13 protein-coding genes are annotated in these 15,454 nt (G+C 42.2%); 7 read left to right on the forward strand and 6 right to left on the reverse strand.

Annotation, left to right across the window (positions count from 1 at the left end; genetic code table 11):
* Window positions 1-106 precede the first annotated feature (106 nt).
* Complete coding sequence (sthA, locus tag FTT86_RS00960; RefSeq protein WP_004646501.1) at window positions 107-1,522, forward strand: Si-specific NAD(P)(+) transhydrogenase; 1,416 nt, start codon at window positions 107-109, stop codon at window positions 1,520-1,522.
* A gap of 96 nt (window positions 1,523-1,618) precedes the next feature.
* Here sthA and FTT86_RS00965 read toward each other — a convergent pair whose 3' ends face one another.
* The 5 genes from FTT86_RS00965 to FTT86_RS00980 all read right to left on the reverse strand — a co-directional run bounded on the left by FTT86_RS00965 (window position 1,619) and on the right by FTT86_RS00980 (window position 5,941).
* Window positions 1,619-1,948, reverse strand: coding sequence for a four-helix bundle copper-binding protein (locus FTT86_RS00965; RefSeq protein WP_071851891.1), 330 nt, complete (start codon window positions 1,946-1,948; stop codon window positions 1,619-1,621).
* Window positions 1,949-2,226: 278 nt separating this feature from the next.
* Complete coding sequence (locus FTT86_RS00970; protein WP_086043988.1) at window positions 2,227-3,192, reverse strand: TauD/TfdA family dioxygenase; 966 nt, start codon at window positions 3,190-3,192, stop codon at window positions 2,227-2,229.
* 178 nt (window positions 3,193-3,370) lie between these two features.
* Window positions 3,371-3,505 (reverse strand): hypothetical protein, encoded by a 135-nt coding sequence (locus tag FTT86_RS16005; protein ID WP_005107399.1) that lies wholly within the window; start codon window positions 3,503-3,505, stop codon window positions 3,371-3,373.
* Window positions 3,498-4,712: an MFS transporter gene (locus FTT86_RS00975; RefSeq protein ID WP_086043987.1), complete on the reverse strand. Its 1,215-nt coding sequence runs from the start codon at window positions 4,710-4,712 to the stop codon at window positions 3,498-3,500. Before FTT86_RS00975 ends, FTT86_RS16005 begins: the two co-directional genes overlap by 8 nt.
* 155 nt (window positions 4,713-4,867) lie before the next feature.
* Window positions 4,868-5,941, reverse strand: coding sequence for an OmpW family protein (locus FTT86_RS00980; RefSeq protein WP_148334393.1), 1,074 nt, complete (start codon window positions 5,939-5,941; stop codon window positions 4,868-4,870).
* Window positions 5,942-6,391: 450 nt separating this feature from the next.
* On the opposite strand from FTT86_RS00980, the gene FTT86_RS00985 reads away from it, so the two are divergent.
* The gene (locus FTT86_RS00985) at window positions 6,392-6,571 is read left to right on the forward strand and encodes a hypothetical protein (protein WP_004646507.1); all 180 of its coding nucleotides are present in this window, start codon (window positions 6,392-6,394) and stop codon (window positions 6,569-6,571) included.
* A gap of 287 nt (window positions 6,572-6,858) precedes the next feature.
* Here the strand turns inward: FTT86_RS00985 and FTT86_RS00990 are convergent, their stop codons facing one another.
* Window positions 6,859-7,647 (reverse strand): hypothetical protein, encoded by a 789-nt coding sequence (locus FTT86_RS00990; protein ID WP_086043986.1) that lies wholly within the window; start codon window positions 7,645-7,647, stop codon window positions 6,859-6,861.
* Window positions 7,648-8,012: 365 nt separating this feature from the next.
* Here FTT86_RS00990 and uvrB point away from each other — a divergent pair, with 365 nt between their 5' ends.
* From uvrB to FTT86_RS01015, 5 genes are all read left to right on the forward strand, one after another.
* A complete protein-coding gene (uvrB, locus tag FTT86_RS00995) occupies window positions 8,013-10,034 on the forward strand; it encodes an excinuclease ABC subunit UvrB (protein WP_180180404.1) in 2,022 nt (673 codons plus the stop codon).
* 144 nt (window positions 10,035-10,178) lie between these two features.
* Window positions 10,179-10,766 carry a lipocalin family protein gene (locus FTT86_RS01000; RefSeq protein WP_180180405.1) on the forward strand — a complete coding sequence of 196 codons (588 nt, stop codon included), beginning with the start codon at window positions 10,179-10,181 and terminating at the stop codon, window positions 10,764-10,766.
* 162 nt (window positions 10,767-10,928) lie between these two features.
* Entirely contained in the window at window positions 10,929-11,867 is a 939-nt protein-coding gene (rarD, locus tag FTT86_RS01005) for an EamA family transporter RarD (protein WP_004730115.1), read from the forward strand.
* A gap of 109 nt (window positions 11,868-11,976) precedes the next feature.
* Window positions 11,977-13,743: a hypothetical protein gene (locus FTT86_RS01010; RefSeq protein WP_180180406.1), complete on the forward strand. Its 1,767-nt coding sequence runs from the start codon at window positions 11,977-11,979 to the stop codon at window positions 13,741-13,743.
* Window positions 13,744-13,983: 240 nt separating this feature from the next.
* Window positions 13,984-15,441 carry a glyceraldehyde-3-phosphate dehydrogenase gene (locus FTT86_RS01015; RefSeq protein WP_071851907.1) on the forward strand — a complete coding sequence of 486 codons (1,458 nt, stop codon included), beginning with the start codon at window positions 13,984-13,986 and terminating at the stop codon, window positions 15,439-15,441.
* The last annotated feature ends 13 nt before the right edge of the window (window positions 15,442-15,454 follow it).

Raw genomic sequence — 15,454 nt, forward strand, 5'->3', positions numbered from 1 at the left:
GTTCTTATCAAGCAATATATGTGAGTTAAATACACCAAATCAACAGGATTTACGTCATAATAAGAGTGTAGATTAAAGTGAATTTTTTAATTTTGAGGAGCGTTGAATGCCACGTAAAAAAGAGGTCGTTAGTGGGACTTTCGTTAAATATGATGCGGTAGTTCTAGGTTCGGGCCCTGCGGGCGAAGGCGCGGCAATGAAACTTGCCAAATCTGGTAAGCGTGTTGCAATCGTTGAGATGCGTGAACAGCTGGGTGGTAACTGTACCCATGTCGGTACGATTCCAAGTAAAGCATTGCGTCAAACAGTATCCAGTATTATCCGTTATCAACGTGATCCACTGTTTCAAAAAGTTGGGGACTGGAAGCAGTTCACCATGAAGCAAGTGTTGCGTCACGCACATAAAGTTATTCAACAACAAGTAGATACACATTCACGTTTCTACGACCGCAATAAAATTGATATTTATCATGGTCGTGCTTACATTCAGGATCAAAATACCATTTTTGTATTTAACCCAGATGGCATTAAAGAAACGCTGATGTTTAAGCAACTGGTCATTGCCAGCGGCTCGCGTCCATATCGTCCAGACATTCTTGATTTTAATCATCCGCGTGTATTTGATTCAGACAAAATTCTGGATCTGGACTATTCCATCCAGAAAATCATTATTTATGGCGCAGGTGTAATCGGTTGTGAATATGCCTCGATCTTTATTGGTCTGGGACATAAAGTTGACCTGATCAACACCCAGCACAAACTTTTAAGCTATCTGGATGATGAAATCTCTGATGCACTGTCTTATCACTTGCGTGAACAGGGTGTATTGATTCGTCATAATGAACAGATCGACTTTTTAGAAACATTTGATGACCATGTGGTGATGCACACGCAAAGCGGCAAGAAAATCAAAGCTGATGCAATTTTGTGGTGTAATGGCCGTTCAGGCAATACCGATGGTCTAGGTCTTGAAAATGTTGGCCTGAAACCGAACAGCCGTGGTCAATTGACTGTGAATGATCAATATCAGACTGAAGTTGAAAATATCTATGCTGCCGGTGATGTGATCGGCTGGCCTTCGCTAGCCTCTGCTGCCTATGACCAAGGTCGTTGCGCGGGTGCCAACATGAGCGGCGAGAAAGACGTTGCACCGGTGACTGATATTCCAACCGGGATTTATACCATTCCTGAGATTTCTTCGATTGGTAAGACTGAACAGCAGCTGACTGAAGAAAAGATTCCGTATGAAGTCGGTCAGGCATCATTCCGTCATTTGGCACGTGCACAGATTACCGGTGATACTATGGGCGAATTAAAGATTCTGTTCCATCGCGAAACGCTAGAAGTTTTGGGTGTACATTGCTTCGGTAACAATGCCTCTGAAATTATCCATATTGGTCAGGCGGTCATGAACAGCCCGAATAATACGATCAAGTACTTTGTAGAAACCACGTTTAACTATCCGACTATGGCGGAAGCGTATCGTGTAGCGACACTGAATGGTATGAACCGTTTATTCTAAGTGAGATATTTGACTTAGACAGAAAAACCGCAAGTCTTCACTTGCGGTTTTTTTATTGGAATTGATTAAGTCAGTCGAGTTGATCAAATTGAATTTTTAAGCAGCCATTTTTCGGCATTCTTCAACACAGCGGCGGCATGCTTCGGCACATTGCTGACAATGTTCATGTTGGTGCTTGCCACATTCTTCTGCACAGTAGTCACATGCTTTGGCGCAAAGTTCACATATCTCATGCATGAATGGAGACTGCTTTTGTTCCATACGGGCACACAGCTGACAGATATCTGCACAATCCAGACAGCGCTGGATACATTCCCGCATCATGTCTAAATCTTCTTCTTTAAGACAGGCACTGGCACAGTTAGCGCATGCCAGGGAACAGTTCATACAGGTTTGAACACAATCTGAAAATTGAAGCTGATTCATTGTCGTTTCCTCTTTCCATAGGTTTATTGCTGATTTTCTAATACGCTAAGCAGAAAAAGGAAAATACACTAGGCAGATTAGGTGAGGAAAAGTAAACAGGCACTTTGTTTTGTTAAAGGATTTACTTCCATATTTATATTCAGAACCAAGGATGTTGATTGTTTGAAAAAATAAAAAACCATTGAGGCGGTCAAAGTCTCAATGGTACAGGATTTAAATATGAGTCATTATTATCGAAGGTTGTAATGTCCTTTCTTATTATTCGGATTTTCTGGTTTTTAAAATGGGCGGCTACCGGCCAGACTGATGCGTTTCAATAAACGGCGCTGATCCGCCGGGAATGGACGGCGTGAGTGCAAAGTCACCTGATTGTCCCAGAACACGATATCGCCCACTTCCCAATGATGTTCATAAGCGAACTCAGGTTTTGAAATATGCTCACGTAATTTTTCGATCAGTTGACTGCCAGCCTGATCATCATAATTGACCAGCTCGACCTCGGTATGCGTGTTTAACCAAAGCGCTTTACGGCCAGATTCAGGATGGGTCCGCACCAGTGGGTGCGGATAGGCATGACTTAATATGGGCTGATCTTTAAAGCGATACAGCGGACTATTACCGTAACCTTGATCAACAGCCTGATCTTTAGTTTTTTGATGGCGCACAAAAGGGTTATAAGTAATCAGTTGCAGCTGATCGATCTCTACCTTGGTTGCTTCATCGAGTGCATCATAAGCTTTAATGGTATTGATCCAGCTGGTCTGTCCGCCGTCCTGAGGCAGTTCAATGGCATACAGAAGGGAACCAAAAGAAGGTAGGGGCGTCCATTGATGATCGGCATGTGGAGTCAGTTCACCATGCCCGGTGTAATCTCCCTGACCAACAGCATTGGAAACCGGCACGACATCGGGTGGAACACCGCTATCGGACTGCGCAGCCAGTACCGGTGTATCTGCACCGGGACGGAAAATGGAACCGAAATAAGTTGAAAACGCCAGATACTGTAAATCATCCAGACTTTGCTGCTTAAAGATCAAAATCAGATGCTCGGCCAGCGCCTGTTTTAACTTTAAAATGGTTTTGGATGATTGGGCTTTACGGGCATCCAAGCCATAGACCACTGCGCCTAAGGCCTGACCGGTTTGCGGTACAATCTTGATTTCAGCCGGATGTTGAAATTGATCTTGCTGATGCCAGCGTGGAGCATCATGAATCGCTTGTGAAAGTTGGGTTAAGCTGGTCATTATCAAGTCTCAGAATTTTCTTGTTGATCAAAATCTAAGAAAATTCCGGACTGAAATAAAACCAAAAGAAATGATAAGTTTATGAATAATATTATATTTTTATTATTCAATTGATTTTAAAACATTTAACTTATTCTGCGATGGATTGCGCATTTTCTGCTGAGGATATTTCAGCAGTTTAGTGTGCGCAGAAAGCCTGATTAAAATACTCAAACAGCTCAGGGGTCTGAAACCACAGTCCAATCGACAAAGCCAGTAAAAGCAGGATTGCCACAGCAATCGAAAGTTTGAGTTTCAGCAGAGAATCAGTCATGGACGATTTGCTCCTCATTGACCCAGAAATGCACCAGTACCCCCAAAATGCTGAGGACAATTGATAGCATCCACACCGCATTATAATTGCCGCTCAAATCATGGTTGACTCCACCGAGCCAGCCACCGAAAAACGAGCCAACCTGATGGGTAAAGAACACAATGCCACTGAGCATGGTCAGATATTTCACCCCGAACATATTCGCCACAATACCATTGGTCAGCGGAACGGTCGATAACCAGAGTAGTCCCATAATGACACCAAAGCTATAGACTGTCCATGTGCTGAGAGGCAGCATGAGAAAGGCAATAATCGCAATTCCACGCAAGGCATATAATCCCATTAGCAGATGCGGTTTGGAATATTTTCCACCGAGCCAGCCGGCGGTATAGGTGCCTAGCACATTAAACAGACCCACTAAGGCTAAGAAAATCGTACCGGTTGTGGCATTAAAGCCATGATCAATCAGATAGCCCGGCAGGTGGATGCCAATAAAAACGACCTGAAAACCACAAACAAAAAAGCCCATGGCTAGAAACCAGAACGGTTTATGATTTTTCACTACCACCAGAATCTGTTTAAAATTGAGTGAGACTTTATTGGGGGTAGCGGCCGCGTTGGGATGAACATACATCGGTGCTTTCAGCATCCAGGCCAATGGCACAATCAGTGCAATTAAAATGGCACTGACCACCAGCGCCGCTGACCAGCCAACATTCTGTAATAGCAGCAGGGTTGAAGGCAGCATGATAAACTGACCAAAAGACCCGGCCGCACTGGCAATTCCCATTGCCAAACTGCGCTTTTCTGGTGGGGCGGCACGCCCGACCGCAGACAATAAGACCGGAAATGAGGTGGCAGACAGGGCGAGACCCAGAATCAGACCCACACTTAGATTAAGCAATAATCCGGTCGAGCTAACTGCCATCAAGAGTAGACCAATTGCATATAAGGCTCCGCCTACAGCTACCACAATCTTGCTGCCATATTTATCAGCAAATGCCCCGGTAATCGGTTGAACTGCACCCCAGATCAGGTTTTGCATGGCAATGGCCAGACTAAAAACATTATGACCCCAGCCAAACTCTTCGCTCATCGGTACCAGATACAGACCAAAGGCATGACGTACACCCAGTGACAGTGCCAAAATTATGGCGGAGCCAATCAGCATAAAAATAAGAGCTTTGGAAAATTGACTGTCAGCCATACGTCATTCATGCCTATAAAGTTGATATGTATAGTATTCGATTCAAGCAATAGAGGCTATTAAATAAATATTGATCAAAAGATAAATTTTTTTATCAATATATTAAGCCTAAAAAAACGGCCGAAGCCGTTTTAATTAAAAATCGGATATTGAGCTTAGAAACGCATACCGATCCCGGCATAGGCCAGAATCGGATTGACTTCAATATCGGCTTTAGAGCGAATCAGTTCACCTAAATTTGCATCTGTCACCGTAATTGTCGTGTCATTTTTTAGATGTGCATAAGATACTGAACCGACTGCAAACCAGGTGTCATTAAAGTCATAGCTAAAGCCGACCGTGGCCACAGGCGCGAAAGCATCGGATGCTTCCAGATCAACTTTCGGGTTGGCTGAACTTGGCGTGCCATCCAGAGAAGCACCTGCTTTTCCTTCCTTGATATTGGCAATCATATGTCCTGCAGCAATCAGGTCCTGCTCAGTACGTGAGTTAATTTCCAGTTCATTGAAATAGGCATACATCACACCTAAGCCGACATAAGGCCGGAATTTATTCACTCCGGTTTTACCAAAGTGATACTGGAATTCAAAGGCAGGTGTCCAGGCGCGGGCAGAGGCGGCCGGCCCATAAGCTTCCAGATCAGTAATGAGAATATCATTTTTTAACTCAATGCCGGGTAAATCGATCGAACCTAAACTTGGGGTAGCAAGCGCAGAAAAAGGGGCATAAATTTTACCACTGCCTTGCAAGTCTACTTTGGGGGGAATGCCGGCTTTCATTTCAAAAGAAATATTATCGGTAAAATAGTAATTGGTCATAATGCCTAAGGTGGTGACATCATCTGCTTCCAGGCCAGTACCAGGATTATTCCAGCTTTCCAGTCCATAAATTTCAGCTCGTCCACTGAGCGTTGCGGGCAGTGTTTCTGTACCAAGTCGATCGAGAATATTAACAAAAACAGAGGAAAGGTTTGGGTCCATGTCTGGATCAAGATTATTTTTCACAGAGTCAATTGAGATATCACCTACTTGTGATGTTTCACCTTCTTTGACAGCAGTATTCACTTTAAATGGTTGGGCCTTGCCTTGCGGCATCACATGCAATGCACCGACTGATACCGAAAAGCGCTTAAAGCCATCTCCATCTTGCAAGCTAAAATAAGGGGAATCTGCATGCGCGACCATAGGTAAAGTGGCTAGGCCTGCCATACATGCCAGCAATGTTTTCATTGATTTGGAACTCCATGTCCAGTTTGTTTATTCGTTTTTCTAGTTAACTAATTATGTGAATTACATTAAAAAATTCAGTTATAGAACAACAGGTCAAAAGTTAATCGATGGTTAATATTGGTAACTGCTGTATATTTTTTGTTTGTATCTCTTGAGTTTTAAGAAATGTATAGTGTGTAAAAATAATTACTTTTACCTTAATAGCTTAAGTATAAAAATGAAGGAAATTTGCTCTTGAGAGCGTTAAAATTTCAATCCTATGAATTTTTATCATGGAAGATAGAGAGGAGAGTTTAGGTAAATTTTAGGCTGCATTGATTCAAGCATTTATCATCATGGGATGATTTTTTATTTTTCCAAAACAAGAGCATATGAATTTATCCAAGATCCTGCTACCCAGTCGACTGAGTTTTTTTGTACAATAGCTACATATATTATTGAGTGAATCACATGAGCACCCAAACTCCTCCCAAAAAAAAGCCCTTGGTTAATTTACCTTTCCCGATCAAGCAAGCAGAGCAAAATGCTGCAGAAGAAGTTCTGGAAGATTTAAGACCAAGACCGCAGCGTTATGCTGACCGTACTTGGATGCCACCACGTGGTACTCGCCGTTCAATGGGCAAACGCTAATTGATCAGACTCAAAAAACTATGATAAATCATGGCTTTTTTTGTAGAATTTTTTAGGGAGTTAGCGATCAATATTTGATTTATCTTTCAACTAAAGAGAAATTAGAACTCTGATTTAGCCAAATCTCTTTCAATTTTATTCTTAATAAAGCAAACGAAATATTTAAGCTCTGTAAATACCCATCAAAATAAAATCCAGACCTGATTGATTTTATATTCGATATTTTAGCCGCCCATAAAAAAAGCCAATTCAAACCTTGGCTTTTTTTGAAAGATATTTTGATAGCACTAACGAATGCTTTTACGCGCTTTATTTTCCGGTTTCGGTGGCGCAATTTTTCGCTCACCTTGCCAGACATCAATAAAATCTTTCTCGTTAATATTATAAAGTTCCAGTAGCGCTAAAATCACGCCTCCAAATAACATGGTACCTTCTGAATGGCTCTGAAAATCGACTAGCTTGGTATTCAGATTGTGCAGGATATCTTCAATTTCAAAGACACGTTCCCGCCCATTGCTGTCGGTCGGATAGATCTGGGTATTTAAAATAATTCTCGCCAGGCTTTTTTCATTTTCGGTCAAAGGCAGTTCTTCAATCAATTCATCGCTGGCCGGAGTTAAAATCACGGAATCGCGGAATATGGTGTGTAAGAAATTTGCGCTTAATTTTGGCAGGGGCTTTTCGACAAATGGACGGAAAGATTGCGGGAAAATGACATTGCGTGAGATGCCTTTAAACATCGGTGCAATTTCCTCGACCTTATAACCTGCGATCCCACAACCCAAGGAAGTAATAAAATATTTATTTTTAGGATGATTTTTGGTGTAAATCTTAAAGTCATCAATATAGTGCTGGATTTGTGAGAGCGGCATTTGTTGCAAATGCTCGTTCATGGTGGGAATGGCATAGCTCTGACCCGCCCAGCCACGACCCACGCCCATGACTGCACCAAAATGCTCAAGTGCCGTTCTGGCTGCTCCACCACCATGCTGTCCAGCCAAGTTGCTGCCAAAAACAAAAACCGTATTTTCCGGAAGGGATTTAACAATACTTTCATCGTGATAGTGGTAAGTCATAATTGTCTATTCTAGGCCATCCTGATCTTCATGTTGCCCGTGAAATGCATAGGGGTCAAGGCATTATTCTGCAGCGATATCCAAACAGAGAGAGTAATATTTCACCCATAAGGCAAAACATGATGCCGAGTATGCACAAATAAAGCTGCTGGCTGAAAATGCTTGGTTTTTTATGTATTTATTCGCTTTGTAACTGTATATTTTATTGATGATTTTTCAAACTAGAGAATGAGTCAAGCGCTAACAAATAATGAATACTAATATTGTTTTATTTTACCAAACAGAAACCTAAGCAGGGATTGAGTAATTCCAATTTACCCTCATAATAAATCAAATCTATATCCGCAGCGAAGTCAGCGAAAGCTATGAGTGATAAAAAACCCTTTGAATTAGTGACCAGTTATCAACCAGCAGGCGATCAGCCACAGGCCATTGAAAAACTTGTCAAAGGCATTGAACAGGGTTTTCATGATCAGCTTTTACTGGGGGTTACTGGGTCTGGTAAAACCTATACTATGGCCAATGTCATTGCACAGACACAGCGTCCGACCATTGTCATGGCACATAACAAAACTTTGGCTGCGCAGCTCTACGGCGAATTTAAAGCATTTTTCCCCAATAATGCCGTCGAATATTTTGTCAGTTATTATGATTATTATCAGCCGGAAGCCTATGTACCCTCTTCAGATACTTTTATCGAGAAAGATGCTGCAATTAATGACCATATTGACCAGATGCGCCTTTCTGCAACCCGTTCACTCCTAGAGCGACGTGATGCGATTATTGTCGCATCGGTATCTGCGATTTATGGTTTGGGTGATCCAAATGCCTATATGAGCATGTTGCTGCATGTGGTGGAGGGTGACCGCATTGGCCGTGATGATATTATTCGCCGTCTGGTCGAGATGCAGTATTCGCGTAACGAACTGGAATTTCTGCGTGGTACTTATCGTATTCGCGGTGAAATTATTGATATTTTTCCGGCTGAATCGGATCAGGATGCCATCCGGATTGAACTGTTTGATGATGAAGTTGACTCTATTCGCTGGTTTGATCCGCTGACAGGGAAAATGGTTCGTAAAGTACCTCGCGTAACCATTTATCCTAAAAGCCATTATGTTACGCCGAAAGACAATTTGTCCCGTGCCATCGAAACCATTCGGGAAGAACTTAAAGAGCGCCTGGTGTTCTTCCGGGAAAATGACAAACTGCTGGAAGCCCAGCGCATCGAGCAGCGTACACGCTATGATCTGGAAATGATGCAGCAGTTGGGTTATACCAACGGCATTGAAAACTATTCTCGGCATTTGTCGGGCCGTCCTGCGGGTGAAGCGCCGCCGACCTTGTTCGATTATATTCCGGATGATGCCTTGCTGATTATTGATGAGTCGCATGTGACGGTGCCGCAGATTGGTGCCATGTATAAGGGCGACCGTTCGCGTAAAGAAAATCTGGTGAATTACGGATTCCGTTTGCCAAGCGCGCTGGATAACCGGCCGATGAAATTTGAGGAATGGGAACATATTGTGCCGACGACCGTTTATGTCAGCGCAACGCCCGCACGTTACGAGCTGGAAAAGTCCCAGCAGATTGTCGAGCAGGTGGTACGTCCGACTGGTCTGATCGATCCGGAAATTGAAATTCGTCCAGTTCTGACGCAGGTCGATGATGTGCTTTCAGAAATTAATCTACGTAAAGACATTAATGAGCGGGTGCTGGTTACGACCTTGACTAAGCGCATGGCTGAAGACTTAACCTCTTATTTGAAAGAATACGGGATTAAGGTCGCTTATTTACACTCGGATATCGATACGGTTGAGCGGGTCAAAATCATTCATGAACTGCGTACCGGGGTGCATGATGTACTGGTCGGGATCAACCTGCTGCGTGAAGGGCTGGATATGCCGGAAGTGTCACTGGTCGCTATTCTGGATGCGGATAAAGAAGGTTTCCTGCGTTCCGAGCGCTCTCTCATTCAGACCATTGGCCGCGCTGCACGTAACCTGAAAGGTAAGGCGATTCTGTATGCAGACCGAATCACTGATTCGATGCAGAAAGCCATTGATGAGACGGACCGTCGTCGTGCCAAGCAGATTCAGTTTAATGAAGAACATGGCATTACCCCGCGGAGTGCAGTGCGTCAGGTGATCAAGGAAATTGATACCGGTGAAGTATTGGATGATGATTCAATTGAATTGAAACCCTCGGATCAGGCACGTGCGATCAGTGCAGATGAGCGGCATATCATGGCAGATCCGAAAATGTTTGCGAAACACATTAACAAGCTTGAAAAGGAAATGCTGAAAGCTTCCAAAGAGCTTCAGTTTGAGCAGGCTGCGCGTATGCGTGATGAAATTGTGCGTTTAAAAGCCCAGATGTTTGATTGATTGTTGTTGCATTAAATCTTATTTAAATGACGTAAAATCAATCACAAAGCAAACATAATGTAACAAATTTAGGAATTGGATAAAGCTATTGTATGAACAGAAATTTTTAAATAAATATTTTGTGAACATGCAATAGGTATATTTATGACAACTCAAAAATCTTCACGTTCCGGATTAAAGCTGGCAAAAATTGCGGTGGGTAGCGCGGTTCTTCTCGGTTTGGGCGCCGCTACTATGGCTTATGCGAAAGACGAGCCATTACCGACCATTGAGAAAGTTGAACTGGACCGTTATTTGGGGACATGGTACGAAGTAGCACGCAAACCTTTGTATTTTCAAAACAAGTGTGATCGCGATGTCACAGCGACCTATACTTTAAATGAAAATGGCAATATCGTGGTGGATAACCGCTGCATTAAAAAAGATGGTGGACAAACCCAGTCATTGGGCGAGGCATTTGTGCAAAATCCACCGCAGAATACCAAGTTAAAAGTCAGTTTCTTACCAGACTTTATTCGTTGGATTCCGGTCGCTCGTGGCGATTATTGGGTCTTAAAACTGGATGAAAATTATCAAACTGTTCTGGTCGGTGAGCCAAAACGTAAATATATGTGGATACTCTCACGTGATCCTCAATTGGATAAAAATGTGGTAAATGAATATTTACAATATGCACAGTCTGTCGGTTATGACCTGAGTGATGTAATTCATACTAAACAAACTCAAAGATAAAAAGATCGTCTTAATGGGAACCATGCTATGGCATGGTTTTTTATTTTATGAGTCGAAAGACAATCTAAAATCGAGAGATAACTACATTTTAAATAGATGAAGCATCAAGCTTTCTATTGTACTAATCGTTATAATGCCGGCGAATGAAAGTAGAGTTTAACTATGTATAAAGGCATCGCGTTATCTGTCTTGGCCTCTGTGGTTTTTGGAGTGCTGTATGTATTTACGCCTTTTTTACAGCCTTTAGATAGTGAACAGACTTTTGCTTGGCGTATGCTGGCGACTTTACCATTCCTCACAGCCTTTATGTGGTGGTCGGGTGATCTGAAACATATTAGCAATATCTTTAAACGGGTGTTGCAACAGCCTTCATTCTTGATCTGGTTGCTGATCAGTTCACTGTTATGTACCACGCAATTGTGGTTATTTCTATGGGGACCTATCAATGGCCGTGGCCTCGAAGTCTCGCTCGGTTATTTTCTGCTACCTCTGGTGATGGTGCTGGTCGGCTGTGTGCTTTATAAAGAAAAATTGTCATCTTTCCAGATGGTCGCCGTTGCTCTGGCAATGTTGGGGGTAGGGCATGAAATCTGGCGGATCGGTTCAATCGCATGGGAAACGGTCTATGTCGCTTTAGCTTATCCACTTTATTTCTTTATGCGGCGTAAATTCGCGACCGATCATCTTGGTGGATTCTGGTGGGATCTATTTCTGATTTTGCCTGTGGCATTTTATTTGGGCTTTATCTATAGCGATTCTATGTCGCTTATGTTGAGTCATTCTCATTTGATCCTGGCAGTTCTTGGATTGGGCTTTTTAAGTGCGCTCGGTTTAGGTAGCTATATTTTGGCTAGCCGATATTTACCCTTTGTCATCTTTGGGCTGTTGAGTTATCTGGAGCCGGTACTGCTTGCTTTTGCCTCGATGGCACTGGGTGAGCGTGTGGAATCAGGTGAATGGCTGACCTATATTCCAATCTGGTTGGCTGTTTTACTGTTGATTGTGGAAGGAATATTGCATTTAAAACAGCAGCAGCTGAAAAAAAATGAGCTGGCAAATAAAGCTGCACAGCTAGAAAAAATCAGAAAAAATAATGAATAATGTGGTTTGCATAAGCATTATATTCGTCAGACAATATTGACCTGATTATTTTTAAAATCATCTACCATTTTGTTTAAAATAATGTTTTCGATATATTAAGGGGATAAACATGTCACAGATTGCGATTCCATATCAGTTACGTGCACGTTTATCACAACTGGAACCAAGTCTGGATTTAAATTGGGAGCGAGAGCTTCGTACTATTCTGGCAGAAGTTTCACCCGAATTAAAAGAAAGTATTGATTTTCAAATTTTAAAGCCCAAGAAAATTCTTTGGGATCAGGAAATGGATCAATACCGCTATCAGGCTCAACATTCGGTAGAACGTCTTAGCCAAAAATTTCTCAATGACCGGATGCGTTACTATGCCAGTACCTTTGGCTTGTCACTGAAAAGTTTGCAGGGTTTGAATGATAGCTTGCAAATTGCGGACTACTTAGAAAACGTACTTGAACAAATCGATAAAATTGACGTCAATGAAAATTTTCAGATGCAGCGTGAAAAGCTGGAACTGCGTCGTACATTTTTATTAAATGCTGCTGAGATTATTCGTGGTCTCCGCTTACAGCCGGTTGAAGGAGTGCGTCAGCTTACCGAACAGCAAATCAAATGCTTCATTATTGAAGTTTTTATCAAGCAGCAATTGTTGAGTTATTGGTATAAGCCGCTATTAAAAAAACAGACGGCAGAAATGACGCATCCACTTTTCCGTTATTTCCTGATTAAAGAGCAGCAGATTCGTCATTTTGATATTGTCCGTACCTCGCAATTTCTATTTATTGTTGCGCCGGTGATGGATGTGCAGCAAAACCCGTATTCTATTCGTCGTTTCCTGATTGAAGAAAAAGGTGCACTTGAAGATCAGGTTTATCTGAATATCCTGATTCTGGAGCTGCAGGATGACATGGATGAAGTGGTGGTAGAAACCCTGAAATCGCAAATGCAGCGAATGGTGACTTTACAGAGTCAGATTCATTTGGATGTAATCGACATTGTAAATACACTGGAACAGGTGTCTGAACAGAAGTTATTACCTTTACTGGTTGAGCCCATTCAAGTCGTAGAGAAAAATGCCGATGTGGTGGCACAACGTCACCTGAAGCAGTTTGAAGAAATTATGACGCGTGAATTGCTTTTGCCGATGCGGGATGCCATTCGTGATCATTTGTCGCATCTTGAAGAGTTTGATTATCTGTATCTGCATGTCCATAAAATATTTACAGAAATTCTGGCCTATTACCGCGATTTCAAGTCCCAGCCGGGTTTCATGTTTAATCAGTACATCCAGAATTTTGAATATAAACTGCTGGCTTTTATCCGTTTACTGGAAAAGCGTAAAGCGGAAACCTTTATTCCTACCCACCGTAATGAATGGCAAGTCATGCATCAGCGTTCACAGCAGGCTGTTCTGGATATTCAAAATACGATTTCTGAAAATGTACAGCAATACCGGGATCTGAAAAAATATATTAATACACTGCAGCGGCAAAAAGTGGATGAAGAGAAAAAATCCGTATTTAAAAAGTTGTGGCGTAAAAATAATTTCGATGAGGCGATTGATACCGCGCTCAATCAATTGCAGCAGTTAAAGCGTAGTATGTTTCTGGAAATTATTCAGGTGCCAAGAACACATGAAAACTGTAGCGTATTTCTGGAATTTGAAAGTTTGCAGCATTTACAGCAGGTTGATCGCCACTATGCTTTTCCCTCTGGGGACAATGGCCTGACCCGTTTACCTTTGCTCATTCATTTGCCCGAAACTTATGATGATTTTGATGTAGAAAACTTCAATGCCTCCATGAGTCTGGACATGAATTTTTCAGCAGGGAGTAGAATCCAGTCTGAACAGGGTGGGACGCTAAATTTTGAACTTTAGATTTGTTTGAATAAACAACATTTAACAAATTTGTGCCAGGTACTGAAAAATAGTGCTCTTTAGAGTTTTCGGATGCAAAATCATTCAGCTAATTACAACTATTTTTGAAATTTATAGTGAATATACGTTAAAAACTACCCGTCTTAACGAGCTTTTGATTCAAACTTGCGGCCAATTCCATTACAATTGTCGGGTTTAGAAATTTATGCTTAGATTTACAATTAATTAGAGGACGTATCTGTGAGCAAAGACACTATTGTTGCCCTCCATGCAGAACACCAAGGTCGCTGGAAAAACCGTGAAGAACTTGCGGAACGTATGATTGCCCTTGTTGGCCAGTTATATCGTGAAAAAAATATTGTAGCTACAGTTTATGGTCGCTCTTTAATTAACCGTTCTGTAATTCAGATTTTGAAAGCACACCGCCGTACTCGCGTACTGGATGTTGAACTTTCTGTAGTTGATACTTTCCCAATTCTTGAAGCATTGGTGAAAGTTGAAAACATCGGTTCTGCTGAAGTTGATCTGGGTAAACTTGCTGTTGAATTTAAAGAAAAAGGCGGCGACATCGATGCATTTGTTGCGGACGCTGTTAAATCGATCAAAGGCAATGCTGCTGCTGTAGAACATAAAGATGTGGTTCTTTATGGTTTCGGCCGTATTGGTCGTATCTTGGCGCGTTTGATGATTGGTCAATCAGGTCTGGGTCGTGGTCTTAGCCTAAAAGCAATCGTTGTTCGTAAATCATCGGATGGTGATTTGGAAAAACGTGCTTCTTTACTTCGTCGTGACTCTATTCACGGTCCATTTGCAGGCACAATTTCTGTAGATGAAGAAAACGAAGCAATCATTGCCAATGGTAACTTCATCAAAGTGATTTATGCTTCTAATCCTTCTGAAGTAGACTACACTGCATACGGTATCAACAATGCACTTGTGATCGACAACACAGGTAAATGGCGTGATGCTGAAGGTCTTGCTCAACACCTTAAATGCCCGGGCGCTGCTCGTGTGATTCTGACTGCACCTGGTAAAGGTGACATGAAGAACGTAGTTTACGGTGTAAACCAAGCGGATATCCTTGATGAAGATACCATCATCTCTGCTGCAAGCTGTACGACTAACGCTATTACACCTACACTGAAAGTATTACATGACAAATACACGGTGTTGAATGGTCATGTTGAAACAGTTCACTCGTTCACGAACGACCAGAACCTGATCGACAACTACCATAAAGCTGACCGTCGTGGTCGTGCTGCAACATTGAACATGGTTATTACTGAAACTGGTGCAGCGAAAGCAGTAGCGAAAGCGCTTCCAGCTCTTCAAGGTAAATTGACAGGTAACTCTGTACGTGTACCTACACCAAACGTATCTCTTGCGATTCTGAACCTGACTTTAGGTCAAGACGTTGATCGTGATGAAGTGAACGAATACATTCGTCAGATTTCAATCGGTTCTAGCCTGCAAGGTCAAATCGGTTATACCAACTCGACTGAAGTGGTATCTTCTGACTTTATTGGTTCACGCACTGCAGGTGTATTTGACGCGCAAGCAACGATCACTTCAGGCAACCGTTTAACTGCTTATGTTTGGTACGATAACGAAGTGGGTTATAGCTGCCAGGTATTGCGTATTGCTGAACAAATGGGTGGCGTAAGCTATCCAAAAGTTCCTGCTGAAACTAATGCATAATTAGTATTTAGCT

The sequence above is a fragment of the Acinetobacter sp. YH01021 genome (assembly GCF_013420255.1).
In the GTDB taxonomy this organism is placed as follows: Bacteria; Pseudomonadota; Gammaproteobacteria; order Pseudomonadales; family Moraxellaceae; genus Acinetobacter.

What these genes read in the sequence shown, in the direction of transcription:
- uvrB (WP_180180404.1), top strand. Translation starts at nt 8,013, where the DNA reads ATGAGTGATAAAAAACCCTTTGAATTAGTGACCAGTTATCAACCAGCA.
- FTT86_RS00975 (WP_086043987.1), bottom strand. Translation starts at nt 4,712, where the DNA reads ATGGCTGACAGTCAATTTTCCAAAGCTCTTATTTTTATGCTGATTGGC.
- FTT86_RS01000 (WP_180180405.1), top strand. Translation starts at nt 10,179, where the DNA reads ATGACAACTCAAAAATCTTCACGTTCCGGATTAAAGCTGGCAAAAATT.
- rarD (WP_004730115.1), top strand. Translation starts at nt 10,929, where the DNA reads ATGTATAAAGGCATCGCGTTATCTGTCTTGGCCTCTGTGGTTTTTGGA.
- FTT86_RS00990 (WP_086043986.1), bottom strand. Translation starts at nt 7,647, where the DNA reads ATGACTTACCACTATCACGATGAAAGTATTGTTAAATCCCTTCCGGAA.
- FTT86_RS00985 (WP_004646507.1), top strand. Translation starts at nt 6,392, where the DNA reads ATGAGCACCCAAACTCCTCCCAAAAAAAAGCCCTTGGTTAATTTACCT.
- FTT86_RS00970 (WP_086043988.1), bottom strand. Translation starts at nt 3,192, where the DNA reads ATGACCAGCTTAACCCAACTTTCACAAGCGATTCATGATGCTCCACGC.
- FTT86_RS00965 (WP_071851891.1), bottom strand. Translation starts at nt 1,948, where the DNA reads ATGAATCAGCTTCAATTTTCAGATTGTGTTCAAACCTGTATGAACTGT.
- FTT86_RS01010 (WP_180180406.1), top strand. Translation starts at nt 11,977, where the DNA reads ATGTCACAGATTGCGATTCCATATCAGTTACGTGCACGTTTATCACAA.
- FTT86_RS00980 (WP_148334393.1), bottom strand. Translation starts at nt 5,941, where the DNA reads ATGAAAACATTGCTGGCATGTATGGCAGGCCTAGCCACTTTACCTATG.
- sthA (WP_004646501.1), top strand. Translation starts at nt 107, where the DNA reads ATGCCACGTAAAAAAGAGGTCGTTAGTGGGACTTTCGTTAAATATGAT.
- FTT86_RS16005 (WP_005107399.1), bottom strand. Translation starts at nt 3,505, where the DNA reads ATGACTGATTCTCTGCTGAAACTCAAACTTTCGATTGCTGTGGCAATC.